The organism is Rhodococcus rhodochrous (genome assembly GCF_014854695.1).
Classification (GTDB): domain Bacteria; phylum Actinomycetota; class Actinomycetes; order Mycobacteriales; family Mycobacteriaceae; genus Rhodococcus.
The window spans coordinates 1-23,421 of record NZ_CP027559.1; the positions used below are offsets into that span (position 1 = coordinate 1).

Here is a 23,421-nt window from a genome sequence, read left to right on the forward strand (position 1 = left end):
AAATACCGTTGAAGACCAACATGCCGGTGGTGACCGTGCCGGCAACAGACCGAGCCACCGCGGCATTGGCCGACTGGCTCATCCGAGACCTGACCGCCGTGACGCTCGAGCATGCAGGGCTTCCGGATCCTCAACGGTTACGTCGCCTGCCGCCGATCACCGCCGCGCACATCGGCAAGCCGGGTAAGTTGCGCCGACATGTGCGTGCGTTGGAACATGTTCTCGGGCAGGTGGATCGGCATCTTCGTGCCGGTGCGCACCTGCGCGAGCATGGCCTAGGAACCGAGTCGGTACCGGCCGTGCCGACAGAGCTCTTCGACGTGGCGGCGGACCTGGCCGGCACCGTCGTCGAGCGTGGCAGTCCGGCCGCGGCACTGGCCAATCGGGCGGTGCTGCTCGCGGCCGGAGTTATCGGCCGGGGGCTGGGGGTAGTCGATGCCTCCGCGACCTGGTCCGCTACCGCGGGGTCGTATTGCGCGATCATTGCGCAGTTGTGGCGGGACGAGCCCCAGGCACAGGTGCTGGTCGATCCCGGGTAGAGGGCTGGTGCCTGGTCCGAGGGGTGCGGGTACCTGCGCCGGTCGGTCCTCGGACGGATCGGGCTGGATCCATCCGAGGGCCGACCGGTCTGCTCCGCTTTGGACGGTCGCGGTCACCGGAACATTTTCCCAGGGCGGAGGTCGAGTTATGAGCGAGTCGGGTGACCGTAGTGATCCGGACGAGGTACAGCCCGGCGACGAGTCGACTGTCTACCCCGATCCGGTCCACAGTCGACAGGAGCTGGCGGCCGCCGAAAAGAGGGTCGCCGGACAGATCGATCCCGGGATGCGTGCGGTGGTGGTCGCTGCAGTGGTGGTGGTGGTGGCGGTCTCGTTCTCACTTCCGCACAACGGTGGCGCCAACGGCTGGCAGGTGCTGGCCGGCTCTACGGTGGCACAGGCCGAAACCATCACCCTTCCTTCGCGGATCTTTTTGGTGCTGGCAGCGGTGTTCGGGATCGTGCTCTCGATGCTGGCGCTGGTGACCCGACGATGGGTGCTGGCCTGGTTTGCCAGCGCCGGGTGCACGCTGGCGATCGTGTTCGGTGTGCTTGCCGTGTGGTCGCGGCAGACCCTCGATCCCGTCGCCGGTGGGGCCGGCCCGGGCATCGGCTTGTTTTTGGGGTGGGGAGCGATGACCGTCCTGGCGTACCACTGGATCAAGGTGGTTTGGGCGCGGTCGTCGCAGATGGTCGAGGCCGAGGCTGCCCGTCGGGCTGCCGAATCCGAGCTGCCCGAGCAGTACCTGCACCGGCTTCCTCCACCACGCGAGGACGGCACGTAGTCGTCCGAGCATTCCCGCGCGCCTCGCAAAAGGTACCTCGCGATGGGGAGAATATCGCTCGATGCGCCGTGAGTGAGCGGAGGCTGCCGCTACCCGGAAACTTTTGTCAGATCAGGGTCTGCCAGTACGGCCAGAAGGCGTGCGCTACCAGGGCGGATACAGTCAGCGTCCAGACGGTGGGGACCACTGCATGCAGCCGGTGCAGCCGCTGCCATGACCGCAACGGTCGATGTTTTTGCACCGCCTCGAGGTGCAGCAGGCAATACCACCAGCCGAGCACGCTGACCAGCCACACCACCATGCAGTACGGGCACAGCGCTTCGATCCGGTAGAGGCTCTGGAAAATCAGCCAGTGCACGAAGGCGACCGCCGCGGTCAGGCCGGCGAACAGGCCGTTCCAATACCAGCGGGGCACGCCGGCCCCGGCCAGGACCGCTACGGCGGTGGTCAGTACGACCGTGAAACCGATGACGCCCAGCAACGGATTAGGGAAGCCGAACAGTTCCGCTTGCCACGAGGTCATGATCGACCCGCAGCTGATGACCGGGTTGATGCTGCACGAGGGCCGATAGGCCGGATCGGCCAGCACGGCGAACTTTTCGACGGTGAGTACCAGCGAGGCTAGTAGCCCCGCTGCGCCGCAGACAACGAGGATCCAGCCCACCCCCGTGCTGCCGAGCGTCCGACCCGACGCCTCGTCGGTGGCAGGCGCCGCCGGACGCGTCGGGGCGCTCACTCGGCCAGCGCCGCGTCGATCCGGGCCCGTAGCTGTTCGTAGGTGGGCATGGGGGGCAGCTCGACGCCGTTGAGGAACAGGGTGGGTGTGCCTTGTACACCGAGGGTAAGACCGTCGTCGAAGTCCCGGTCCACGCGCGCGCTGACGGTGGGATCGTTGACGTCCCGCTCGAATGCGGCCATATCCAGGCCCAGTTGTTCGGCAAAACCCCAGAATACTTTTTCCTGGGACTGGCTCGACTCGCCCCACTGTGCCTGGGTGTCGTACATGAGCTGATACATCGGCTCGAGACGCCCTTGCCGGGCCGCGGCTTCGACGACCCGTGCGGCCAGATGGCTGTTGGTGTGGCTGGGAATGGGGAAGTAGCGGATCCCAAAGTCGATCCGCCCGACGTACTCGTTGCGGATTTGTTCCATCACCGGGTACAAGGCCCGGCAGGACTCGCATTCGAAATCAAGGAATTCGACGAGTTGGACCTTGTCGTCGGGGGCCGTGGACAAGGTACGGATATCTGGGGTCCACACCGGTGCCGTGGCAGCGCCGGGCGCCTCTTGGCCAGTCGTCCCGGCGTTCGTCCCGGCCCTATTGGTGTAGAGCAACACCGACAACAACACCACGAACAGGGCGACCAGAGCCGCGGACACTTTCACATTGGTCGTCAGTTTCATATTCTCGTCCGTCTCGGTGTCTGAGCGAGCCGGTAGCGTCACCGACCAACCGTAAAACTACGGTACATAGTAGATGGGCTAGGGTAGACCCCGATCAGCACCCTTTGCGTTCTCTCGACAGGCCACCGCGCCGGACGCTGCGCCGGGGTAGGGAGCCGAGAAAGTATGTTCCCATGACCAGACTCATCACGATCTTCGCCGCGGCCGCCGCGGTGCTGCTCCTCGGCGTCGCGCCCGCGCAAGCTCACAGCATGTTGATCGGTTCGACTCCCGCCGCCGACGCCACGGTGGCAAGTTCCCCGGACGGAATCGAACTCGAGTTCAACCAACCCATCAACACCGCTTTCGCCACCGTGACACTTACCGACAGTTCGGGCACTCAACGGGGAAGCTCCGAGGCGATTGTCGACGCAGAACGGGTGCGGCTGGCCATCCCGGAGCCCTTGACCGCAGGGGAGTATACCGTCGGCTACCGGGTCGTCTCCGCCGACGGCCATCCCATCACCGGTTCCTACGCCTTCACCGTCACCGCGGCGGCCGGGCAGACACCGACCTCCGAGGCTCAGGAGGCGTCCCCCTCGTCGGGCGCAGCCGAGCCCGAGACCACCGAAGCGCAGGTTGCCCCTGAGGACTCACAGTCCTCAGGCTCGTCGATTCCGTTGCTGCTGGGGTTCGCAGTACTGGGGGTGCTGGTCATCGCCGGGGGCACCTGGGCGGCAATGCGCGCCTTCCGGAAGAGCTGACACCGGACTCGGCGAGGAGGTGCTGCCCGCAGTCATCTCCTCGCCGGGACTCTGTGCACACCGCGACTTCTTGAAATTTCGGTTCCCCTGACTTTTAATTCAGGGAAACCTTTTGGAGGGCGGATGACGCTGACGCGCAATGTCGGGCCAGTGCAACGGTGGCGCCGTGGGACTCTTCTCGGACCGGCATTCGTCGCCTCTATCGCCTACGTCGATCCGGGCAACGTGGCCTCCAACGTCAGTGCCGGGGCCCAGTTCGGTTATCTGCTGGTGTGGGTCATCGTGGTGGCCAATGTCATGGCCGCGCTGGTGCAGTACCTGTCCGCCAAACTCGGTCTGGTCACCGGCAGGTCGTTGCCCGAGGTGCTCCGCGAGCGCATGTCCCTACCGGCGCGCTTGGCGTACTGGGGACAGGCGGAACTGGTCGCCATGGCTACCGACCTGGCCGAGGTCATCGGCGGCGCCATCGCCCTGAACCTACTGTTCGATCTCCCGCTACTGACGGGAGCGTTGATCACCGGAGCGGTCTCGTTGCTCTTGCTGCTGGTGCAGGACACGCGTGGTCAGCGCGGTTTCGAACGGGTCATCACCGGTCTGTTGCTGGTCATCGCGATCGGGTTCGTCACCAGCCTTTTCGTTGCCCCGCCCCCCGCCCACGCCGTGGCCGCAGGACTCGTGCCGCGCTTCGACGGTGCCGAATCGGTGCTGCTCGCGGCGGCCATGCTCGGTGCGACCGTGATGCCGCATGCGGTGTACCTGCACTCGGGACTGGTCCGGGATCGTCACGGTCATCCCGAGCCCGGTCCGCGACGGGCCGTGCTGCTGCGGGTCACACGCTGGGATGTCGGACTGGCCATGGTGGTGGCGGGCACGGTGAATCTGGCCATGTTGCTCACGGCCGCGACAACGTTGCAGGGCCGGGAGGGGGTCGATTCGATCGAGGAGGCGCACACGGCGCTGGGCCTAGAACTCGGCTCGACGGTAGCGCTGCTGTTCGCGCTGGGCCTGTTGGCCTCCGGGTTCGCGTCGACCTCGGTGGGTGCCTACGCTGGGTCCTTGATCATGGACGGGCTGCTGCGCAGACGGATACCGCTGCTGGCGCGGCGCTTGATCACCCTGGTGCCGGCGTTGGTGGTGGTCGCGCTCGGGACGGATCCGACCCGGGCCCTGGTGCTCTCGCAGGTGGTGCTGTCGTTCGGTATTCCTTTTGCGTTGATCCCTCTGGTGCGTCTGACCAGCGATCGGGCGCTGATGGGCATCGACGTCAACCATCGGCTCACCACCATGGTGGCGTGGGTTATTGCTGCCACGATCACGGCGCTCAATTTGGTGTTGATCTATTTGACGGCGCGGCCTTGACTGCGTCCGTTCCGAAACATCGGATTGATGAGGATCAGGGCCGGGGCCGTTTCGGTGGGTATTTTCGCTGGTTATCGATGATGCGGATCTCGTCGTTGATCCGGGTGCGCAGCCGATGCAGGGCTACCAGCGACACTGCTATCCCGGCGAGTACACCGACAAGGAGCGTCCACGTCAGCGACACCTCGAGTCCGAGAAGGTGGACGCCGGCCACCGCGGCGCCGGCGCAGCCGGCGACCACCGCCAGACGGACTGCGGTGTAGAGGAACACCAGGCGGGACACCCGCATGGTCGACGACTGTTTCATGATCGCTCCTGAGCGCCGACCCGGGACGGTGCCGGTCCGGGTCCTGGCAGTTTCGCCGGTCAGTTCATCGGTAAGGGTGCGGCGCCGTGGGCCGTAAGTAGTTGCTGCATCGTCGTCGATTCGGCTTGCTGGGTGTCGGCGATCTGTCGGGCCAGCGTCGTGACCACTTGTTCGGTGGCGTTGGCCGCGGCGTAGCGTGCCATCGGCAGGCCGCCTTGATGGTGCCGAAGCAGCAGTTGCAGGTACAGGGTGTCGAATGCGGGGCCGGTGGTGCGTCGTAGCGTGTCGAGTTCGGAGGTGGTGGCCATCCCGGGCATCCGTGGTCCTTGGATGGCCGATCCGGGCGGCATCGCCGCGTGCTCGGTCATACCTGCCGCCGTCCCGGCGCTGTCCTCGGTAGCGCGCATCCAGGTCATCGGTTCCCCGGCCGCCTGCAGCGGTCGGTCCCATACGGCCAACCAGCCCTGCATCGTGCCCCATTGGCCCTGCTGGGTGGTGAGCACGTCGTAGGCGAGGGTGCGGACCGCCGGGTCGGTCGCGTTGGTCAGCGCCATGGCCGACATTTCTACCGCCTGGCTGTGGTGCACCGACATGTCCTGGGCGAAGCCAACCTCGACCGAGTCCTGTGCAGGTGGCTCGGGATGACCGCCTCTCAGTCCCGAGGCACCGATACCCAGATAGAGACCGACGACGAGCGCGAACACACCCACGGCGAGCGTGCGGCCGAGCCTGGCCCATCCACCGGCAGCGGGAGCGGCGGGGGCAGTGAGGACGGGAGTGTCGTCGGACTCAGCCATTGCCGGGTCCGAGGTTCGAGCCTGTCGCCGGGGCGGCGGGGGCAGTGAGGACGGGAGTGTCGTCGGACTCAGCCATTGCCGGGTCCGAGGTTCGAGCCTGTCGCCGGGGCGGCGGGGGCAGACTGCTGGCCCACGGTCATGGGGACGGCGTCCGGCCCCGGCGCGGACGCATCGAACGGCGGCGGAGCGCTCGGATCGAAACTGCCTGGAGTGGTGGAGCAGGTGGCACCTGCCTCGGGGTGGGTGTTGGGGTTTCGGCGCAAGGCAGTGATGAACTGGGCGAGTCGATCGTCTTCGGAGTCATCGAGCGCGAGGCGGTGGCCCCAGGACTGCACCGAGATCGGGGATGGCAAGCCCGGATAGGGCGACATCAGGGTGTAGGGCTGGCCGTCGACCTTCGCCTCCAATGTTGACACCTCGTCCCCGGTGACCTTCTGCGGGTCGTACGTAATCCACACCGCGCCGTGTTCGAGCGAATGCACCGCGTTCTCGCTGCGGATCGGTTCGGAATAAACCGTGCCGGTACAGGTGGCCCAGTACTGATCGTGTGGGCCCCCCATCGGGGGAGTCTGGTCGTAGGCCACCCGTTGCGGTGCCTGCACATGCGTTCCGGCCGGGTAGTCGATCTTCTCCACCCCGTCGATCACCGCAGACGGATCGGGGTTGTCCGCACTGGGCACGTACTTCTGGGCCTCGGTGCGTTCGGAGATCTTCGGGACGAGGTTGTACGCGATGGCCCCGATCAGGGCGATGATCACCACGGCAGCGCCGATCATCGGCCACGGCACCCGGTGCGAGTCGGCTAGGAGGAGCGGTCCCGGTCGCTTTCGGGGCGTCTGCGACTTCGGTTTGTCTGAGCTGTTCACCGCGTTTGCCTTCCTCGGCACCGATAGGCCGTCGCCCTACCGTAAATACTATAAATCATAGTTTTCCACGTGGGGGCCGTCGGAGGCTGCCATCGCCGAGCCGACGCGGCGGCTATGCCATCCGCGACAGGTCTGTCGGGGGTACACCCCGTTGCTGCAGCCACTGGGTCGGATCTACCTTCGTACCGGCCGGATCGGTGGTTTCGAAGTGCAGGTGCGGACCGGTGGACTGACCACGATTGCCGACGGTGGCGATCTGCTCACCGGCTTGCACACGCTGATCTACCTCAACCAGCGTTTCGTTGATGTGGCCATAGGTGCTGGTGGACCCGTCATCGTGCCGGACCTGGACCCACAGACCGAACCCGGAGGCCGGGCCGGAGTCGATCACGGTGCCCGAGGCGGCAGCATAGACCGGGGTGCCGATGCTGTTGGCGATGTCCAGACCGGCGTGGGACGAACCCCATCGCGGTCCGAACGCGGAGGTCAAGGTGCCCGAGACCGGAGCGACGGCGAGGGGCTGCAGTGTCGGTGTCGCCCAGGAGGCTGCGTTTGTCGGCACCGCTGAGCTCGACGGCAGGGCCGGAACAGTGGCGGCAGGGGACACTACCGCGGGAAAACCCGGAACCGCGGCGAGTTGGTCGAGCGCCGCCTCGACCTCCGGCAGAGCGGCCAGTGCTGCGAGTTCGGCCGGCAACGGGACCGGTGCAGGCGCGGCGGCATGCACACCACCCGAGGTCGGCTGGGCAGCCGCGGTGCCCGGAGCGAGAATCTGAGATCCCACGATCAGCAGTGCGCCGGTCGCGACCGACGATGCACATGCCCCGGTCGTGGCGCGGTTCGTCGGCGCCCGGTGCCGCCCCCGGCGTCCTTCGGATCCTGGCGCGGAACCCGGTTCTATATCGGTAAGGTAACGGATTTGGTTCCGGGTTGATGCATGGTGCCGTCCCACAATAACGCTCCTGACATGCTCTTTCGATGTAGATCCGCCGTTGCCGCGACGGGTAAGATAACGAAACGATATACTAAGAAGGCGCTAAAAACTACCTGTCTTAGTAATTGGGTGGGTGTGGGCCTTCTGGCGACCGATGAGCAGGATCCACATCACGGCCGCGGCGGCGAGCACCTCAGGGCCCGAACCGAGCCGGGTCGCCCAGGTCAGTCGGGTACCCAGGGGCAGCTCACCGACGAGGACGTCGGCGGTGAACATCGCACTGCGGTTGGTGACCGCGCCGTCGGGAGTGATCAGAGCGCTGACGCCGCTGGTAGCCGCGACCACCACGGACCGCCCGTGCTCTACCGCCCGTAGCCGAGACATGGCCAGCTGCTGGTAGGTCATCTCGGTGCGGCCGAAGGTCGCGTTGTTGGTGGGCACTACCAGCAACTGGGCGCCTGCCCGCACCGACTCGGCAACCGCATCGTCGAAGGCAACCTCGTAACAGGTCGCCACCCCCACCGGTACGCCGTTGAGCTCGACCCGGCCGGTACCGTCTCCGGGGACGAACCGGCCTGCCTGCGCGGCCGCCGGCCACAGGCGCTCGATCACCGGGCGCAGCGGCAGATATTCCCCGAACGGCACCAGGCGCCGCTTGAGGTGCCGGGCCCCGGGACCTGTCACCGGATCCCACACCAGCGCACTGTTACCGCTGGTGCCGTCCCCGTTGTCGAGCACGGCACCGACGAGGATGGGCACGCCGATGGCGGCAGCGGCCTCATCGAGCTCGGCGTGGGCATCGGCCTGACGCAGCGGATCGATGTCCGAGGAGTTCTCCGGCCACACCACCAGCTGCGGCCGGGGCGCGCGACCCGACGCCACGTCGACGGCAAGTCGTTCGGTCGCCGCGACGTGATTGTCGAGCACGGCCCGACGCTGGGCGTTGAAATCGAGCCCCATTCGCGGCACGTTGCCTTGCACGGCCGCGACCGTGACCGTCGATGCCGGGAAGCGGGCGGAGTCGCGCATCCCGACGAGCGGTGCCGCCGCAAATGCGACCGCTGCCAGCAGCATCGAACCCATCGCGACCGCAGGCCGCCGCTCGCGCGCAGCGATCACGGTTGTGACCACCGCGGTGCCGATCACCGCGACGGCGAAGCCCACACCGGCAGGCCCAGCAAGGGAAGCCAGCTGCAGAAGTGGCCCCTCGGCTTGCCCGAAGGCCAGCCGTCCCCACGGAAATCCTCCGAACGGAATCCGTGCGCGTATTGCTTCGGTGACCACCCAGGCGGCGGCAATCGATACCGGGGCCGCCGGGCGGCGGCTGAGCGCCGCGGCCAGGGCGCCGAATATCCCGACCGCGAGCGCCTCGATCGCTGCAAGCGCCAACCAGGGCACCGGTCCGACGTAGACACCGACCCAGGGCAGCAAGGGCAGAAAGAACCCCAACCCGGCCAGGTAGCCGTAGCCGAAGCCGGCGCGCCTGCGTCGGCCGTGCAGTACGGCGGTGAGCACGGCAATGGCGAGCGGGGCCAACCACCATCCCGTGCGGGGTGGGAAACTGGCATAGAGCATCAGCCCGGCTAGAATCGATGCCGCACTACGCACCGGCACCGACAACTCCGGTCCGCGGCGCCGCACCGAGGTAGGGAGCGCCACGGTGGTGGCCCCCTCACTCATCGACGAGTTCCCTCTTATGAGGCGGACGCGCAGACCCCTGTACACAGGTACACATGCCCAGGGTGTGTCAGTTCAGTCCGGCATAGGAGTGCAGCCCCGAGACCACCATGTTGATGATGAACAGGTTGAACAGCATAGATACGAACCCGGCAATGTTGATCCAGGCCGCGCGGGTTTCCCGCCAGCCGGCGGTGGCCCGGGCGTGCAGGTAGGCGGCGTAGATCACCCATGCGATGAACGAGACGGTTTCTTTCGGGTCCCAGCCCCAGAACCGGCCCCAAGCGGCTTCGGCCCAGATCGCGCCGAGGACGACCCCGGCACCGAACAAGGGGAACGCGAAGATCGTCGTGCGGTAGGCGAGACGGTCGAGGGCGCGGGCGTCGGGGAGCCGTTGCATGAGTCGGGCCAGCCGGGTATCCGGGCGTTTTTCGGCGTTCAACGCCAGCAGAAACAGCGTGCTGGCCACCCCGGAGACGAGGAAAACTCCGCTCGAGACGGACACGACCGAGACGTGGATCGGCAGCCAGAAAGACTGTAGCGCCGGCACCACCGGGGCGGCATCGGCGTAGAGCACGGTGCCAGCGACGAACAGCAGGATCAGCACCGGGATCAGCGCGAATGCCCACAGCACGCGCAGCGCCGGGCGGCGCAGCACGATCAGCCCGGCAAGTACGCCCACCGCGCAGGTGACGGTGACGAACTCGTACATGTTGCCCCAGGGGAAACGCGCGGTGGCCAGCCCGCGCAGCACCATCGAACCAACGTGCAAGATCAGGGCGATCACGAGGACGCTGACGCCCATGCGGCCGAGCCGGTCCGAAAGGTCCCGCCGGGGTGGCTCGGCGACCCGGCCCGGCCTGTCGGCGGGGACCGCAGAGGTGGTAGAAGTGGCAGAGGTGGTGGCGGCCGCGAGCATGGGTGCGGTACGGCGCACCCGCACGGCCGCGAATTCGGCGATGAACAGCACCAGCGCCAGTAAGTAGATGGCGAAGGCTGTTTCGAAGCTCAGGTCGGAGTAGCGGGCGAGGGTGTCGTCAATCGGCATACGCTATCGGTCTTCCTTCGGAGCAGAGGGCACATCGGGTAGCAGGCGCTGACAGATGTCGGTGAACTCCGAACCCCACCCGGCCTGGTCGGTACGGGCCAATCCCCCCAGTTCGAGGGCGGTGCCGGCGCCGTCAGGGCGCAACCGCACCCAGATCCGGCGGCGCTTGATCACCAGCGAGGCCAGAAGTCCGCCCATCATGGTGATTGCGAAGACCAGCACCCAGTTCTGCGCGGGATCATGAGAGACCTGCAGGTAGGCGAATTCCTCGGCGCCGTCGAACCGTACCGCGGTACCGTCGGCCAGGGTCGTGGACTCGCCGGGCTTCAGGTTGACGCGGTCCTGTTTGACCAACCGGCCCTGATTGATCATTTCGGAGTTCAGCTTGAAGATCGACTGCGGAATGCCGGTATCCAGGCCGGTATCGCCCTTGTAGATGTCGATGGCCACGGCCGGATCCAACATGTCGGGGAACACCGAGGTCAGCAAGGTGCCGTCGAACGCTGCGGTGGGCGCGAACAGCCCTTCGAGCGCGATCTGGTTGCGGCGGCGCTCGTCCGGATCCGGGTAGGTGCCGCCGGGCGGATCGAAACGCAGGGCGCCGCTGCTGAGGAACGTGGTGGCGTCCTCGGGGGCGAACTGCAATGTTTCGGTGCGCGATTGTCCGTCGGGGAAGGTCACGGTGAACCGGGGCGCGTAGCCGTGGCCGGTGAGGTAGACCCGTTCGTTGCCCAGGCGCAGCGGTTCGTTGACCCGCAGTCGGTGCTGCTGCCAGCGGTCGGTGCCCAAGTCCTCTCCGTTTTGGTAGGAGATGTTCGAGGTGAACATCTTCGCTTGGCCATTGTCGAGGTAGTCGGCGGAAAAGTCCTCGACCCTGACGCAGAAGGGCTCGAGTCCGGTGCCGTCGGTGGCGGTACCGGCTCGGAACGAGTCGTACACCGCCGGGGAGGTGTTGCAGAACCCGGGACCGCCGTCGGCGATGACGATCACCGCGCCCTCGTACCCGAACAACCGGCCGGTGGCCACCGCCACCAACAACCCCACCAGGGAGAAGTGGAAGACCAGGTTGCCGGCCTCGCGCAGGTAGCCCTTTTCGGCGGAGATCGACCGGTGCCCGTCGTCGCCGGTGCGGGTGACCGTTCGCCACCGGCGCAGCACGGTCTGTACCTGCTCGAGAGTGTCGTCGATGGGAGTGTCGAGTTTTCCCTGGTGGTGGTGCGGCAGCCGGGACAGATTGCGCGGTACCGCGACCGGCTCACTGCGCAGCGCCCGCAGATGCTCGCGCAGGCGCGGGAGCAGACATCCGATGAGCGAGATCATCAGCAGCGCGTAGATGGCGGTGAACCAGAAGCTGGCGAACACGTCGAACATTTCGAGTCGGTCCAGGAGCGGGCCGAGAACCGGGCGGGCGGCGATGTACTCGTCGACCTTGCCGACGTTGAGGTTGCGTTGCGGGAGCAGCGCCCCGGGGATCGCGGCGACCGCGAGCAGGAACAGCAGCACCAGGGCGGTGCGCATCGAGGTGAGCTGACGCCACAGGTTCCGGGCCTGGGCGAGGGCGCGGCGCCACGGAGGAGGACTCGGTAGCGGTGGTGCCGGATTCCGGTCGGTGAGGGTCATATCGGTAGCACCACGCTGGTGACGAACTCATCCCGGATCCACGCGATGAACAACTCCCATGCCCCGGTCAGCAGAGCGATGCCGACCGCGAGGAGCATCACGCCGCCGACGATTTGAATGGTGCGAGAGTGGCGGCGCAGCCATCCGACACCGCGCAGGGCCGAGGACGAACCGAACGCCAAGGCGATGAACGGCAGTCCCAGTCCCAGGCAGTACGCGACGATCAACAGCACTCCGCGGGCGGCGGTGGTGCCTTCGGTGCCGGCCGCCACAGACAGCACCCCGGCCAACGTCGGGCCCAGGCACGGTGTCCACCCCAGCGCGAAGACCCCACCGAGCAGCGGGGCGCCGGCGAGTGAGGAGATGCGCCGGGGCGCAAAACGGGTGTCCTTCTGCAATGCCGGAATCAGGCCGATGAAGGCCAGGCCCATCACGATGGTGATCACCCCGCCGAGGCGTTGGAGCAGTTCCTGGTTGATCCGCAGTGCCCCGATCACCCCGAATACCGAGGCGGTGGCCAGCACGAACACCACGGTGAAACCGGCGACGAACAGGCCGGCGGCGCCGGTGACCCGCCACCGGCCCGTGGTGTGTACCCCGGCGGTGCCTACACCGGCAGGGGTCAGGGCCGGTGCTTCGGCGCCGGAGACGCCGGCCAGATACGACAGGTAGCCGGGCACCAAGGGCACCACGCACGGAGAGGCGAACGAGATCAACCCGGCCAACAGACAGGCGCCCACCGCCAACAGCAGCGGCCCGGACGCGGCCGCGGTCTGGAAACTCGCCCCGATTCCCTGCGCGAGCACAGTCACGGTCACTGTTCGGCCGCCACGCGTTCGATGACCGGTTGCAGGTCCTCGGTCAGCAGGGCCCGCAGGAACACCGCCGCGACGCGATGCTGCCGGTCGAGGACGAGCGTGGACGGGATGACGCTGGTGGGAAAGGCGCCACCGAGGGCGGTCAAGGTCGCCATCGGCGGGTCGTAGATCGATGGGTAGGACACATTGTTGTCGATCACGAAGTCCTGGGCCTTGTCGCGCTGGGGATCGCGGACGTTGATACCGAGAAACTGCACTCCCAGATCCTGGGTGGCTGCGTAGGCGCGCTCGAGATCGTCGGCTTCGCTGCGGCACGGGGCGCACCACTGTCCCCACAGGTTGAGCACGACCACCTGGTCGGCGTAATCGGCCAGGTCGACGGTGACGCCGTCGGTCATCAGGTCCGGGCCGGAGAGCGCGCCGAGGGTGCCGCGGTCGGCCGGCGGATCGTAGAAAATGTCGGTCTGTCCACCGGGGGCGACGAAATCGAAGGTGCCACCCTGGGCGACGGCGTCGGAGCCGGTGCCGCAGCCGCTCACCCCCACCAGCACCACCACGGCCAGGACCACTCGGCCCAGCAGTCGAGACGGCCGGCCGCCTGTCGGCTTTACGCCGGTCATCGCAGCAGCCCGTTCACCGCGGCACGGACCTGGTCCGGGCCTGTGAACACCGCGGGCTCGGCGATCCGGTCCACCGAACCGTCGCGCTGCAGAAGGAAGGTCAGCGGCAACACGGGTGGGCCGGCCAGTGCCTGCTGTGCCCGGTCGTCGGTGTCGACGAACGAGGGGTAGCCGATGCGCAGGTCGGTCATCAGCGTCGCGGCGGAGCCCGCGGTGTCCTGCACGTTGATCCCGATCACCCGCACCGCGCCGGGCTCGCGGGCGTAGGCATCGAGCACGGGCATTTCTTCCCGGCACGGTCCGCACCACGAGGCCCACACGTTGAGCAGGGCCGGTTCCCCGGCCAGGGCGCCGCCGAGATCGACGGGGCGGTCCGAACCCAGGCACCGCACCGTCACCTCCGCCAGGGGACCTGCAGCCCCGATGCCCGTGCCGGTCGGGCAGGGCGGGGTCGCGCCCGGGTCGGGCAGAGCGTTGCGTGCCGGGGCGGGGCGGGCGGATACCGCGGTCGGCTGTAGCCCGGAATCGGCTGGGGTCACGGTGTCGTCCTCCCGTTGGGGCCACAGCGCCACCACGAACGCGACGATCACGAATAGACACGTGATCGACCATGCAGCTCTGGTAGACATGTGGCCCCTCTCCGTTGTCGTCCGACCGAAATACTACGCGAGATAGTATTTCGATCGGACGACCGGTCGGGATCAGCAGCACATCATCGACGCACACATCTGGCATGCGCCGCTGAGCATCATCACGTGGCAGTCCCACAGCGCCTGCAAATTCGCAATCATTTCCTGCATGTTTCACCTCCTCCTCGATCGCGATGCGCCACTTTCACGCATCTACTATCTCCGTACGTAGATAGTAGATGTAGACGGGAACGCTGGTCCTGGACTCGTCCAGCAAGGAAGCGTTCACGCCGAAAACGACCGGTTCACCTCCGCTGCGGCGCCCGTGGCGGGTTCACCACCTCGAGGCGGTGGAGGACTACCTTGCGAGCCTCTACCGCCGGAGCGGTCGCCGCGAAGAAACCTCGACCACGGCGCGGGCAGCCCGTCTGGGCTGGAGGCTGTCAGCAGTGTCAACCATGCACCGACGCCAGGGGCCGCCGATCTGATCCTCCGCCCCACGGCGCACCGAGCGGAGTTGACCGGCCACGGCCGACAACACGCGAGAAACGTGGTGCGGCGGAACTGCCTGGTGAAGACCTTCAGGGCACCGGAGTTGTCCCTGCCGCGGATCGAACTCCCGGGAGAGGCCGACCGGCTCGAGCATGTCGTCGGCATACTGTTCGAGGTCCGACTCGTCCGAGTCCTGGGATATCCGCGGTCGAACCCGTTCGGCAGTCCCATCCCGCTCCCGACCGAAGACCGCGCCGAGTCGTGACCCGATCTTCTGACCGCCGTCCTGCCCTGTCGACGATTCACCGTTCGGCGCATCGCCGATCACGACTCGGTGGCGCTCGGACTGCTGACCGGAGTCCACATCGGCCTGCACACCGTCCTGACCGACGTGGTGCTCGATCCGGTCACCGACCTGGTGCACTTCGACACCGCCGGCCACCGGCACATCCATCCGCTCGGTTGCGCTCAGCAGGTGCACGGTCGATCCGGGTGATCGGAAGAGTCAACGGCGGTGACCGGCCGCGGACGCATCCGGCCCGCCTTACCCTGGGAGAACGGCAGACACGAAAGCGGAGGCAACGGTGCGGGTGAAGGGGTTCGGTGAACTCGAGGCCGTGGTGATGGACCGGATCTGGGAGCGCGAGGGCACCACCACGGTCCGGCAGATCTTCGACGCTCTCGCCGCGCACCGCGACATCGCCTACACCACGGTGATGTCGACGATGGACAACCTGTACCGCAAAGGGTGGCTGGCACGGGTCCGCACCGGCAAGGCATTCACCTACTGGCCGACACTGAGCCGGGAACAACACACGGCTCGGCTGATGCGCGAAGTGTTCGACGCGGGTGGACAGACCGATCTGGTCTTGACCCACTTCGTCGAGCAGATGAGCGCGGAGGAATCGGCGAGCCTGCGCCAAGCACTGCGTCGACTGTCCGGCGGCGAGGACACCGCGTGATCCCCGTCCTCTGCCTGCTGCTCTACGCAGCCGCCGTCGCGGTGTTCGGTCCCGTGGTCCTGGCACGGCTGACCGCCGCCGGGATCGCCCCGCGCCTGGGCGTGGCCGCCTGGCTGAGCGCAATCACAGGTGTGTCCGTCGCCGCAACCGCTGCCGTGGCGATTGCCCTCGTCGACGTGCTCGGCAGAGGTGGTGACGCCGCTCGATGGATCGTCGACTGTGTCGGCGCGCTCTCGACAAGCGTCGGCGAGCACTCCGGCGCAGACATGCGTCTGCTGTCGGGAATCGTATTGTCCGGGGGAGCGGCCGTGGGGGTCGTCAGGGCGTGGCGGATCTGCCGGGGTGTGCAGCGCCGCCGAGCCCGCACCCATGAGCACGCCCACCTGGCCCGGATGGTCGGACGTCGCATCCCCGATCTCGACGCAGTGGTGATCGACTCCGAGGAACGAGTGGCGTACTGCATAGCCGGACGCGAAAGATCGGTGGTGATCACCCGTGGCGCGTTGGCGGTGCTCGATCCCCGGCAGCTCGCCGCCGTCCTCGCGCACGAGCGAGCCCACCTCGGCGGCCGCCACTCGCTGGTGCTCGATGTCGTCCACAGTGTGGCAGCGGCACTGCCCGGGGTTTCCCTGTTCCGGGTCGGCGCCACCGAGATCGGGCGTCTGTTCGAGATGTGCGCCGACGACGTGTCGGTCCGCGGACAGGGAAGGCGGGCCCTCCTCGGCGGTTTGCTCGCCTTGGGTGGGCATCCGGCCCCGGAAGGTACCCTCGGCGGCGGCGGTGGGCTCACCGCCCGCGCCGCGCGGCTGGTCAGCCCGCCTCCGCCGCTCGTTCGTCTCGGCGTCACCGTCCTGCTCGGGGCCGTCATCGTCACTGTCCTTGCGGGGTCGTTGATGTGCACCTTGATGGATTGAGGCGTTGGGCGGCACCCGAGGTCCCGGGGGCCGGCGTGGCCGAGGGCGATCCCACCAGGGCGGCGACTCTGTCATCGTCGAAACCCGATATAATCCCCTTCAATCGATTATAGGTGTGCGCCGAAGCATTGCTGCCTTCCCGGATCGCTCGTAAGCGGACGGGTTCGGGCGCCGGGTCGAAAGGTGCTCATGAATCTGCTCGCGTCCGTCCTGCAGGCGGTCGGCCTGTTTCTCGTGACCAATATCGACGACATCATCGTGCTGTCGCTGTTCTTCGCTCGAGGAGCCGGGGTTGGGGGCACCACCACAGCGATTTTGGTGGGACAGTATCTGGGATTCGGCGCCATCCTCGCCGCCTCCGTTCTGGTCGCAGTGGGGGCGACGACCTTCTTGCCGGAGGAGGCGATCGCCTACTTCGGTCTGATCCCTCTGCTTCTGGGTGCGTACGCCGCATGGCGGGCATGGCGGGGGCGAGGGGAGGACGACGAACAGAAAACCGCCGGTAAGAAGGTCGCGGTAGGGACGGTCGCCGCGGTTACGTTCGCCAATGGAGGCGACAACATCGGGGTCTACGTCCCGGTGTTCGTCACTGTCGGAGCCCCCGCGGTGGTGGCCTACTCGATCGTCTTTTTGGCCTTGGTTGCAGTTCTGGTCATCGCGGCGCGCTACCTCGCCACCCGCAAGCCGATCGCCGAGGTTCTCGAGCGCTGGGAACACGTGCTGTTTCCGATCGTGTTGATCGGTCTCGGCGTGTTCATTCTCGCCGAGGGTGATGCATTCGGGCTGTGAGGATGCCCGCCGGTGACCCGACCTATTCATATCGTTGAGTGCCGGTTATTATCGTCATATGACGATCAATGATGTGGGTTGCCACGCCCGCGAATCCGTGGATTCGGCAGTGGCGTTGTTCCACAGCCTCTCCGACGGCACCCGCCTAGCCATCGTGCGCCGGCTCGCCGGCGGTGAAGCCCGCGTGGCGGATCTGGTCGGCGCGCTCGACTTGGCGCAGTCGACGATTTCCGCGCATGTGGCGTGCCTGCGGGACTGCGGTCTGGTGCAGGGCCGACCCGAGGGCCGGCAGGTGTTCTACTCGCTGACCCGACCGGAACTGCTCGATCTGCTCGCCGCGGCCGAAACCCTCTTGGCCGCGACGGGCAACGCCGTCGCGCTGTGCCCGAACTACAGCACCGACACCGGGGAGAAGTCGTGAGTGACGCGTGCGGTTGCGGCCACGACGAACCCCGCGTCGAGGGTGAGGAAGAGCACGAGCCCGACAAGTGGTGGCAGGTCACCGAGATTCGGGCGGCCGCCGTCGCCGGGCTGCTGCTGGTTGCCGCCCTGGTCGTGGGGTGGACCGACGGCCCCCACCCGGTGAAGCTGACCCTCGAAGCCCTGGCGCTGATCGTCGCCGGCTACACCTTCGTCCCCTCCACGCTCACACGCCTGGCCCGCGGCAAGATCGGGGTCGGCACTCTGATGACGATCGCCGCCGTCGGCGCCGTGCTGCTCGGCGAGGTCGGCGAGGCCGCGATGCTCGCCTTTCTGTTCGCCATCAGCGAGGGCCTCGAAGAATATGCGGTCACCCGCACCCGCCGCGGCCTACGCGCCCTGCTGAATCTGGTGCCGGACACCGCCACCGTCCTGCGTGGCGGTCGTGAACAGACCGTCGCCCCCGCAGAGTTGGTGCTCGGGGAGATCATGATCGTCAAACCCGGGGAGCGGCTCGCCACCGACGGCACCATCCGCACCGGCCGCACCGCCCTGGACACCTCCGCGATCACCGGCGAATCCGTCCCGGTCGAGGCCGCACCGGGCTCCGAGGTGTTCGCCGGCTCGATCAACGGCACCGGCGTTCTCGAGGTCGAGGTCACCGCCGGTGCGCAAGACAACTCGCTGGCCAAGATCGTGCGGATCGTCGAGGCCGAGCAGTCCCGCAAGGGCGAGGCCCAGCGTCTGGCCGACAAGATCGCCAAGCCCCTGGTTCCGGGAGTGATGGTTGCCGCGGCGCTGATCGCCGCGATCGGCAGCGTGTTCGGCGATCCGCTGGTGTGGATCGAACGCGCCCTGGTGGTGCTGGTCGCCGCGTCCCCGTGCGCGCTGGCCATCGCGATCCCGGTCACGGTGGTCGCCGCGATCGGCGCCGCTTCCAAGCTCGGTGTCTTGGTCAAGGGCGGTGCCGCCCTCGAAGCGTTGGGCCGGATCCGCACCGTCGCGCTGGACAAGACCGGCACCCTGACCCGCAACCGCCCCGAGGTCATCGACGTCGCCACCACCGGCGGCGCCACCCGCGGCGACGTCCTGAACGTCGCCGCCGCCCTCGAGGCCCGCAGCGAACACCCCCTCGCCGCAGCGATCCTCGCCGCCGTCGACGACTACACCCCGGCCGAGAACGTCGATGCGGTCCCCGGGGCCGGACTGATCGGACACGTCGGCGGCATCCCCGCCCGGCTCGGCCGGCCCGGCTGGATCGATCCTGGCCCCCTGGCCGCGAATATCGAGTGGATGCAGCACGCCGGAGCCACCGCGGTGCTCATCGAACGCGACGGCGCCCTGATCGGCGCGGTCGCGGTGCGCGACGAACTGCGCCCCGAAGCCCGCGACGTCGTCGCTGGGCTGCGCCGCGACGGCTACACCGTGGCGATGCTCACCGGCGACAACGAGCGCACCGCACGAGCGTTGGCCGCCGCCGTCGGCATCGACGAGGTCCACGCCGATCTGCGTCCGGAGGACAAGGCCCGCATCATCGACACTCTCCGCGGTACGCGGCCGACGGCGATGGTCGGCGACGGCGTCAACGACGCCCCGGCCCTGGCCACCGCCGACCTCGGGATCGCGATGGGCGCGATGGGCACCGACGTCGCCATCGAAACCGCCGATGTCGCCCTGATGGGTGAGGACTTGCGGCACCTACCCCAAGCCCTGCAGCACGCCCGACGCTCCCGGACGATCATGTTGCAGAACGTCGGCCTCTCGCTCGCGATCATCACCGTCCTGATGCCCCTGGCCCTGTTCGGGATACTCGGGCTGGCCGCCGTCGTCCTGGTCCACGAGATCGCCGAGATCATTGTGATCGCCAACGGGGTGCGCGCCGGACGCGCCCGGAGCCTGACCGTGACAACAGAATCGACAAAGTCATCCGTGCCGGTCGCCGGAGCTCGGTCATGACAGATAAGGACAACTCCGTGTCGTCCGTAGTGCCCGTGGGCAGGCGGCGTTGTGGCCGAGGTATTCTCGTCGTGCTGGTGGGTGCCCTGGCTGCGGTCGCGTTGGCCCTCGATCCGGTGGCGCGCGACGCGCTGTCCGGTGGGCGGGCAATCGATTTCGGGTTGTTGCAACTACGGTTGGCCTACAACACCGGGGTCGCGTTCAGTCTCGGTGACCAGCTCCCCCCTACCGTCGTTCTTGCCGTCACCGCTGCCCTCACCGTGACGATCGGCGTGTTCGCCTGGCGCACTGCACTCGACAGTCCACTGATCCAGACCATCGGCCTGGCCGCGATCGTCGCCGGCGCCACCGCCAACGTCGTCGACCGCTTCCTTGACGGCAAAGTCACCGATTATTTCCACACCGGGTGGTGGCCCACCTTCAACCTCGCCGACACCTACATCACCTGCGGTGTTGTCCTCGTCGTCGGCGCCCTGCTTCTCGCAACCTCCAACAGGGACCACATCTCATGAGTCGAATGCCCGAACAGCTGCGCACCCTCTACACCGCGGAGATGACCGCCGCTCGACATAGCAGCGACGATGTCAGGCGCTGGCGCCACCTCGAACGCGCCCACATCTTGTCCCAGCCCTACCCGTGGCCGCACACCCGCAACCACCTCGCCATGTTCACCTTGGCGCTGCGCCAGCGTGATCGCCGCGAGGCTGTGGGCCAGGTCGTGCGGATTCTGCTCGCCGCTCCCGGCTCGGCGCTGGGCCGCTACCCTCAAGGCAACACCGGGCGTACTTCGGCGGGGCTGATGACCCCGATGCAGGTCCCGGAGGATCTGGTTTCGATGCTCACTCGACCCACCTGACACCGCGCCTCTCGCTGCGATTGAGTCAGACGGAACAACAAGTCCGGTAGTGCACCGTCTTCCTCATCTACTACTTGCTGTCCGAGTTCGAAAGGGGCCAGTCAGGGGGACTACCCGCACGTTGTGCTGCGCAGACACGGATTATGTTGAGGTCCGGGCAATCATGTGACGGCCAGAATCGCAGGACTCGACTTGCCCTCATACCGTCGAACCGAGGTGAACGAGTCCTGCGACCTGACTCTCCCTTCCCTCAGAAGGGAAGAAAACCTTCCGTCTCATTCTACAGCGCAGATCCCGAAAACCGGCACGGCACTTTGTGTGCTGGACCTTTTGCTCGAAGCATGAGGAACCGCTGGACGTTGATGCTGAAATGTGCGCGGTCCAAAGATGGCCGTCGCTGCCCGCGTAGCTCGTGGACTGTCGAATCGGAGCACAACGTTGGGCTCGGTTACCGCGGTCGGCCGTACCGGGCGGCGAGACTCTTGCTCGCGGAGAGCGGCGTCTCGTCGTCGGTTCGGGTGGCCTTCACCTTGCGGCGTTCCCTCAACTCCGCCCACACGAAATACCCCAGTCCCATTGGGGCCATGATCCCGAACGCGAGCCACTGCAGCCCGTACGACAGATACGGACCCGCATCAAGTTGGGGAAGTGGGATGACTCCGAGCCCGCCCGGCTGGTGAGCATCGAGTTGTAGGTAGACGTCTTCGAGTTCGAGACCCGTCACAGCCGCGACCTGCGGCGCGTCGATAAAATACACTTGCTGATAGCCCGCGTCAGTGAAGGGCTCCTTGCCGTCCATTGTGCCTTGGGACTTGCGGATCCGAGCATCGAGCGAGACATTTCCGCCCGGTGCGGCGGGGATTGCGGGGACCTCGCTACCGCGTACCGGACGCACATAACCTCGATTGACGAGAATCGTCCGACCATTACCCAGCGCAAACGGCGTGAGCACTTCGTACGCGGGTTGGGATTCGACGCTGCGCAACCGGACGAGCACATCAGAGTCGGGCAGATACGAGCCCTGCGCGACGACCCGCCTCCACTCGTCGTCGATCGTCGCACTGTCACCGCCGAGCAGCTCGGCGACAGGGACCGGGTCCTGCGCCATCGATGCCGAGATCCGCGCATTCCGATCCTCGGTGCTCGTGTTCTTGCTCAGTTGCCACGGGGCGAGCAGGGTGAAGCACCCATATGCGAAACCGACTACCACCACGGCCAGAATGAACCAGCTCGGACGGAGAAGAAACATCACACGGCGCACTTGTTCACGGTAGACCCCAGAGTGGACTCTTCTGCCATCGCATCCCCTCTCGACGCGCTCAACGCCCAGCTGCTGCGGCGCCTCCACCTCGACCTCACCCACCTGACCTTCGAGTCGAGGATGGGGAACAATCCGGGGCGTTTGAGGTGGAGCACCTTGCTGATCTTGGCTACCCCCACGCGCCGGGGCGCGGCCGTGCGGAAATGGTCGTAGAGGGCTTCGGCCCGGTCGTAGAGCTCGCCGCTGATGTTCGGGTCGGCCTCGACCAGTTGTGCTTGGATCGGCGCCGCCGCCCACGGGGCGTCGACGGCGGTACGGATGAACCAGTCGAGTTGGGCGTGGCTGATGCGGGAGCGCACCTTGTGGGTGCGGGCGATCTCGTCGGCGGTGATCTCCTTGAGTGCTCCGGGTCCGGGCAGGTCGTAGCGGGCCACGGTCACCGCCGGATAGCCGTGGGCCTTGGCGGTCGCGGTGTCGATGTCGATGCTGCGTCCGGCGATCACCAACACGGTGGCCCCGTCCTCGCCGCGGGTGCGGTTCATGGCTTCTGCCGCCCGGCCGGGTCCGGGTCGGTGTCGTTGATGCCTCCCAGATCGGTGTATGGAGTCGCAGCGGACGTGTCTGCGGTCGTCGCAGCGGCGATTTCCGTCGGGTCCGGCCGGCTCGAGATGCGGATCGTGCGAGCGAGTGCCCGCAGGTCCTGGAGCGAGCGGATTCCGTCCGGGACGCTGTCGTCACCGGGTGACCGTAAGGCGTTCGAGTTCAGCGGGTTGGTGGCATGCCGCTCTTCTCCATCCTCGTCTGCGTACGGAGAACGGTCTCCGAGCATCTGGCGGCTCAATTCGCGCATCTGGCGACATTCCTCGATCTTTTCGACGGCCTGCTGTGCTCGGATCTTTTCGGGCTTGAGGTACTCCTCGATCCGTCCGATGTCCGTGGCGAGGTGCGCCATCGCGGGGGCGATCTTCTCGAATGCCTGTGTTGAGCGTTTCTGCAGGGAGTGCAGTGAGTCCGAGTGCGTCGAGAATGTTCCCCACCTATGAACGCTCATGTCGAGCACGAACGTGTCGCTGTAGGTATCACGCTCGTTGGGGGCAGATCCGTAGGTGATGGTCACGGTGACTCGATCGGGGATCTGTTCATCGTTGCGGATGGACCGGTCGGGGTCGTCCGGGTCCTCTTTGCCGATGAAATAGATGTTGAACAGTTCGTTACCGGGCATGAAGGTGGGGATGGGGTCGGCGTAGCGCTTGAGGAGGAATGCGATGATGCTCGGCTGGCCGCTGTGGGTAGGTTGCTCAGCCAGTGGTGGGTCGAATTCAACCTTGACGTTGTACGCCACCGAGGGTCCGAAGTTGCGTACGACCAGAGACGCCGTCCGAGCAGATAGTTGAGGATCGATCACCAATTCAGCACCGACCATCGGCCGTGATCGGTCCCGACTGTCACGCTTCGTCGCCCGCAACGTGCGAACAGCCACGAAAGCTGCGGCGACCGCCGCCGCTGCGGCCACGACCGTCGCACCACCACCGACAGCCGCACCCACCGCGGACACAAGATCGGTGGTGTCGGACGCAAGGACAGTCGGCACAGTTCTTCTCCACGGGTATTCAGGCGGCAGGGTGG

28 protein-coding genes are annotated in these 23,421 nt (G+C 66.9%); 13 read left to right on the forward strand and 15 right to left on the reverse strand.

Annotated features, from left to right (window positions below; all coding sequences use genetic code 11):
* The first annotated feature begins 8 nt into the window (after positions 1 to 8).
* On the forward strand, positions 9 to 539 hold the full coding sequence (locus C6Y44_RS26785) for a hypothetical protein (protein ID WP_085989315.1): 531 nt from the start codon (positions 9 to 11) through the stop codon (positions 537 to 539).
* A gap of 148 nt (positions 540 to 687) precedes the next feature.
* Positions 688 to 1,323, forward strand: coding sequence for an Rv2732c family membrane protein (locus C6Y44_RS26790; RefSeq protein ID WP_033098561.1), 636 nt, complete (start codon positions 688 to 690; stop codon positions 1,321 to 1,323).
* A 106-nt stretch (positions 1,324 to 1,429) separates the two neighbouring features.
* Here the strand turns inward: C6Y44_RS26790 and C6Y44_RS26795 are convergent, their stop codons facing one another.
* Positions 1,430 to 2,059, reverse strand: a complete 630-nt coding sequence (locus tag C6Y44_RS26795) for a vitamin K epoxide reductase family protein (protein ID WP_006553273.1) — start codon at positions 2,057 to 2,059, stop codon at positions 1,430 to 1,432.
* Positions 2,056 to 2,727 (reverse strand): DsbA family protein, encoded by a 672-nt coding sequence (locus C6Y44_RS26800; protein ID WP_006553274.1) that lies wholly within the window; start codon positions 2,725 to 2,727, stop codon positions 2,056 to 2,058. The genes C6Y44_RS26795 and C6Y44_RS26800 overlap by 4 nt, the downstream gene beginning before the upstream one ends.
* 173 nt (positions 2,728 to 2,900) lie before the next feature.
* On the opposite strand from C6Y44_RS26800, the gene C6Y44_RS26805 reads away from it, so the two are divergent.
* Positions 2,901 to 3,470, forward strand: a complete 570-nt coding sequence (locus tag C6Y44_RS26805) for a copper resistance CopC family protein (protein WP_006553275.1) — start codon at positions 2,901 to 2,903, stop codon at positions 3,468 to 3,470.
* A 123-nt stretch (positions 3,471 to 3,593) separates the two neighbouring features.
* Entirely contained in the window at positions 3,594 to 4,829 is a 1,236-nt protein-coding gene (locus C6Y44_RS26810) for an Nramp family divalent metal transporter (RefSeq protein ID WP_006553276.1), read from the forward strand.
* A 34-nt stretch (positions 4,830 to 4,863) separates the two neighbouring features.
* Here the strand turns inward: C6Y44_RS26810 and C6Y44_RS26815 are convergent, their stop codons facing one another.
* The 10 genes from C6Y44_RS26815 to C6Y44_RS26860 all read right to left on the reverse strand — a co-directional run bounded on the left by C6Y44_RS26815 (position 4,864) and on the right by C6Y44_RS26860 (position 14,106).
* Positions 4,864 to 5,136, reverse strand: a complete 273-nt coding sequence (locus tag C6Y44_RS26815; protein WP_006553277.1) for a DUF4229 domain-containing protein — start codon at positions 5,134 to 5,136, stop codon at positions 4,864 to 4,866.
* A 59-nt stretch (positions 5,137 to 5,195) separates the two neighbouring features.
* Positions 5,196 to 5,933 (reverse strand): DUF305 domain-containing protein, encoded by a 738-nt coding sequence (locus C6Y44_RS26820; RefSeq protein ID WP_033098562.1) that lies wholly within the window; start codon positions 5,931 to 5,933, stop codon positions 5,196 to 5,198.
* Between the two features lie 68 nt (positions 5,934 to 6,001).
* Positions 6,002 to 6,709: a DUF3105 domain-containing protein gene (locus tag C6Y44_RS26825; protein WP_033098563.1), complete on the reverse strand. Its 708-nt coding sequence runs from the start codon at positions 6,707 to 6,709 to the stop codon at positions 6,002 to 6,004.
* Between the two features lie 202 nt (positions 6,710 to 6,911).
* A complete protein-coding gene (locus C6Y44_RS26830) occupies positions 6,912 to 7,583 on the reverse strand; it encodes a M23 family metallopeptidase (RefSeq protein ID WP_006554177.1) in 672 nt (223 codons plus the stop codon).
* A gap of 252 nt (positions 7,584 to 7,835) precedes the next feature.
* Entirely contained in the window at positions 7,836 to 9,413 is a 1,578-nt protein-coding gene (gene lnt / locus C6Y44_RS26835; RefSeq protein ID WP_192379175.1) for an apolipoprotein N-acyltransferase, read from the reverse strand.
* A 67-nt stretch (positions 9,414 to 9,480) separates the two neighbouring features.
* Positions 9,481 to 10,458, reverse strand: coding sequence for a c-type cytochrome biogenesis protein CcsB (ccsB, locus tag C6Y44_RS26840; protein WP_039584325.1), 978 nt, complete (start codon positions 10,456 to 10,458; stop codon positions 9,481 to 9,483).
* A gap of 3 nt (positions 10,459 to 10,461) precedes the next feature.
* On the reverse strand, positions 10,462 to 12,078 hold the full coding sequence (resB, locus tag C6Y44_RS26845) for a cytochrome c biogenesis protein ResB (protein WP_006554180.1): 1,617 nt from the start codon (positions 12,076 to 12,078) through the stop codon (positions 10,462 to 10,464).
* Positions 12,075 to 12,890 carry a cytochrome c biogenesis CcdA family protein gene (locus C6Y44_RS26850; protein WP_033098587.1) on the reverse strand — a complete coding sequence of 272 codons (816 nt, stop codon included), beginning with the start codon at positions 12,888 to 12,890 and terminating at the stop codon, positions 12,075 to 12,077. Before C6Y44_RS26850 ends, resB begins: the two co-directional genes overlap by 4 nt.
* A 2-nt stretch (positions 12,891 to 12,892) precedes the next feature.
* Complete coding sequence (locus C6Y44_RS26855; protein WP_051121670.1) at positions 12,893 to 13,516, reverse strand: TlpA disulfide reductase family protein; 624 nt, start codon at positions 13,514 to 13,516, stop codon at positions 12,893 to 12,895.
* On the reverse strand, positions 13,513 to 14,106 hold the full coding sequence (locus C6Y44_RS26860) for a TlpA family protein disulfide reductase (RefSeq protein WP_198162597.1): 594 nt from the start codon (positions 14,104 to 14,106) through the stop codon (positions 13,513 to 13,515). Before C6Y44_RS26860 ends, C6Y44_RS26855 begins: the two co-directional genes overlap by 4 nt.
* Positions 14,107 to 14,470: 364 nt before the next feature.
* Here C6Y44_RS26860 and C6Y44_RS28300 point away from each other — a divergent pair, with 364 nt between their 5' ends.
* The 9 genes from C6Y44_RS28300 (at position 14,471) to C6Y44_RS26905 (ending at position 20,534) form a co-directional block, all read left to right on the forward strand.
* A complete protein-coding gene (locus C6Y44_RS28300) occupies positions 14,471 to 14,902 on the forward strand; it encodes a metal-dependent transcriptional regulator (protein WP_225623911.1) in 432 nt (143 codons plus the stop codon).
* Positions 14,903 to 14,971: 69 nt separating this feature from the next.
* Positions 14,972 to 15,133 (forward strand): hypothetical protein, encoded by a 162-nt coding sequence (locus C6Y44_RS26870; RefSeq protein WP_153811628.1) that lies wholly within the window; start codon positions 14,972 to 14,974, stop codon positions 15,131 to 15,133.
* 88 nt (positions 15,134 to 15,221) lie between these two features.
* On the forward strand, positions 15,222 to 15,599 hold the full coding sequence (locus C6Y44_RS26875) for a BlaI/MecI/CopY family transcriptional regulator (protein ID WP_033098566.1): 378 nt from the start codon (positions 15,222 to 15,224) through the stop codon (positions 15,597 to 15,599).
* The gene (locus C6Y44_RS26880; protein WP_192379176.1) at positions 15,596 to 16,513 is read left to right on the forward strand and encodes a M56 family metallopeptidase; all 918 of its coding nucleotides are present in this window, start codon (positions 15,596 to 15,598) and stop codon (positions 16,511 to 16,513) included. The genes C6Y44_RS26875 and C6Y44_RS26880 overlap by 4 nt, the downstream gene beginning before the upstream one ends.
* 189 nt (positions 16,514 to 16,702) lie before the next feature.
* Positions 16,703 to 17,302 carry a cadmium resistance transporter gene (locus tag C6Y44_RS26885; RefSeq protein WP_039586125.1) on the forward strand — a complete coding sequence of 200 codons (600 nt, stop codon included), beginning with the start codon at positions 16,703 to 16,705 and terminating at the stop codon, positions 17,300 to 17,302.
* Between the two features lie 58 nt (positions 17,303 to 17,360).
* Entirely contained in the window at positions 17,361 to 17,723 is a 363-nt protein-coding gene (locus C6Y44_RS26890) for an ArsR/SmtB family transcription factor (protein ID WP_081263498.1), read from the forward strand.
* A complete protein-coding gene (locus C6Y44_RS26895) occupies positions 17,720 to 19,678 on the forward strand; it encodes a heavy metal translocating P-type ATPase (protein WP_064257679.1) in 1,959 nt (652 codons plus the stop codon). Before C6Y44_RS26890 ends, C6Y44_RS26895 begins: the two co-directional genes overlap by 4 nt.
* Before the next feature lie 17 nt (positions 19,679 to 19,695).
* The gene (gene lspA / locus C6Y44_RS26900; RefSeq protein ID WP_374214083.1) at positions 19,696 to 20,190 is read left to right on the forward strand and encodes a signal peptidase II; all 495 of its coding nucleotides are present in this window, start codon (positions 19,696 to 19,698) and stop codon (positions 20,188 to 20,190) included.
* On the forward strand, positions 20,187 to 20,534 hold the full coding sequence (locus C6Y44_RS26905) for a DUF3703 domain-containing protein (RefSeq protein ID WP_033098568.1): 348 nt from the start codon (positions 20,187 to 20,189) through the stop codon (positions 20,532 to 20,534). The genes lspA and C6Y44_RS26905 overlap by 4 nt, the downstream gene beginning before the upstream one ends.
* A 448-nt stretch (positions 20,535 to 20,982) precedes the next feature.
* Here C6Y44_RS26905 and C6Y44_RS26910 read toward each other — a convergent pair whose 3' ends face one another.
* From C6Y44_RS26910 to C6Y44_RS26920, 3 genes are read right to left on the reverse strand one after another with little or no spacing between them, the layout of a single operon-like run.
* Complete coding sequence (locus C6Y44_RS26910; RefSeq protein ID WP_192379177.1) at positions 20,983 to 21,795, reverse strand: SURF1 family cytochrome oxidase biogenesis protein; 813 nt, start codon at positions 21,793 to 21,795, stop codon at positions 20,983 to 20,985.
* Positions 21,783 to 22,337 carry a DUF6308 family protein gene (locus C6Y44_RS26915; RefSeq protein WP_225623912.1) on the reverse strand — a complete coding sequence of 185 codons (555 nt, stop codon included), beginning with the start codon at positions 22,335 to 22,337 and terminating at the stop codon, positions 21,783 to 21,785. The genes C6Y44_RS26910 and C6Y44_RS26915 overlap by 13 nt, the downstream gene beginning before the upstream one ends.
* Entirely contained in the window at positions 22,334 to 23,341 is a 1,008-nt protein-coding gene (locus tag C6Y44_RS26920; RefSeq protein WP_192379179.1) for a hypothetical protein, read from the reverse strand. The genes C6Y44_RS26915 and C6Y44_RS26920 overlap by 4 nt, the downstream gene beginning before the upstream one ends.
* Positions 23,342 to 23,421 lie beyond the last annotated feature (80 nt).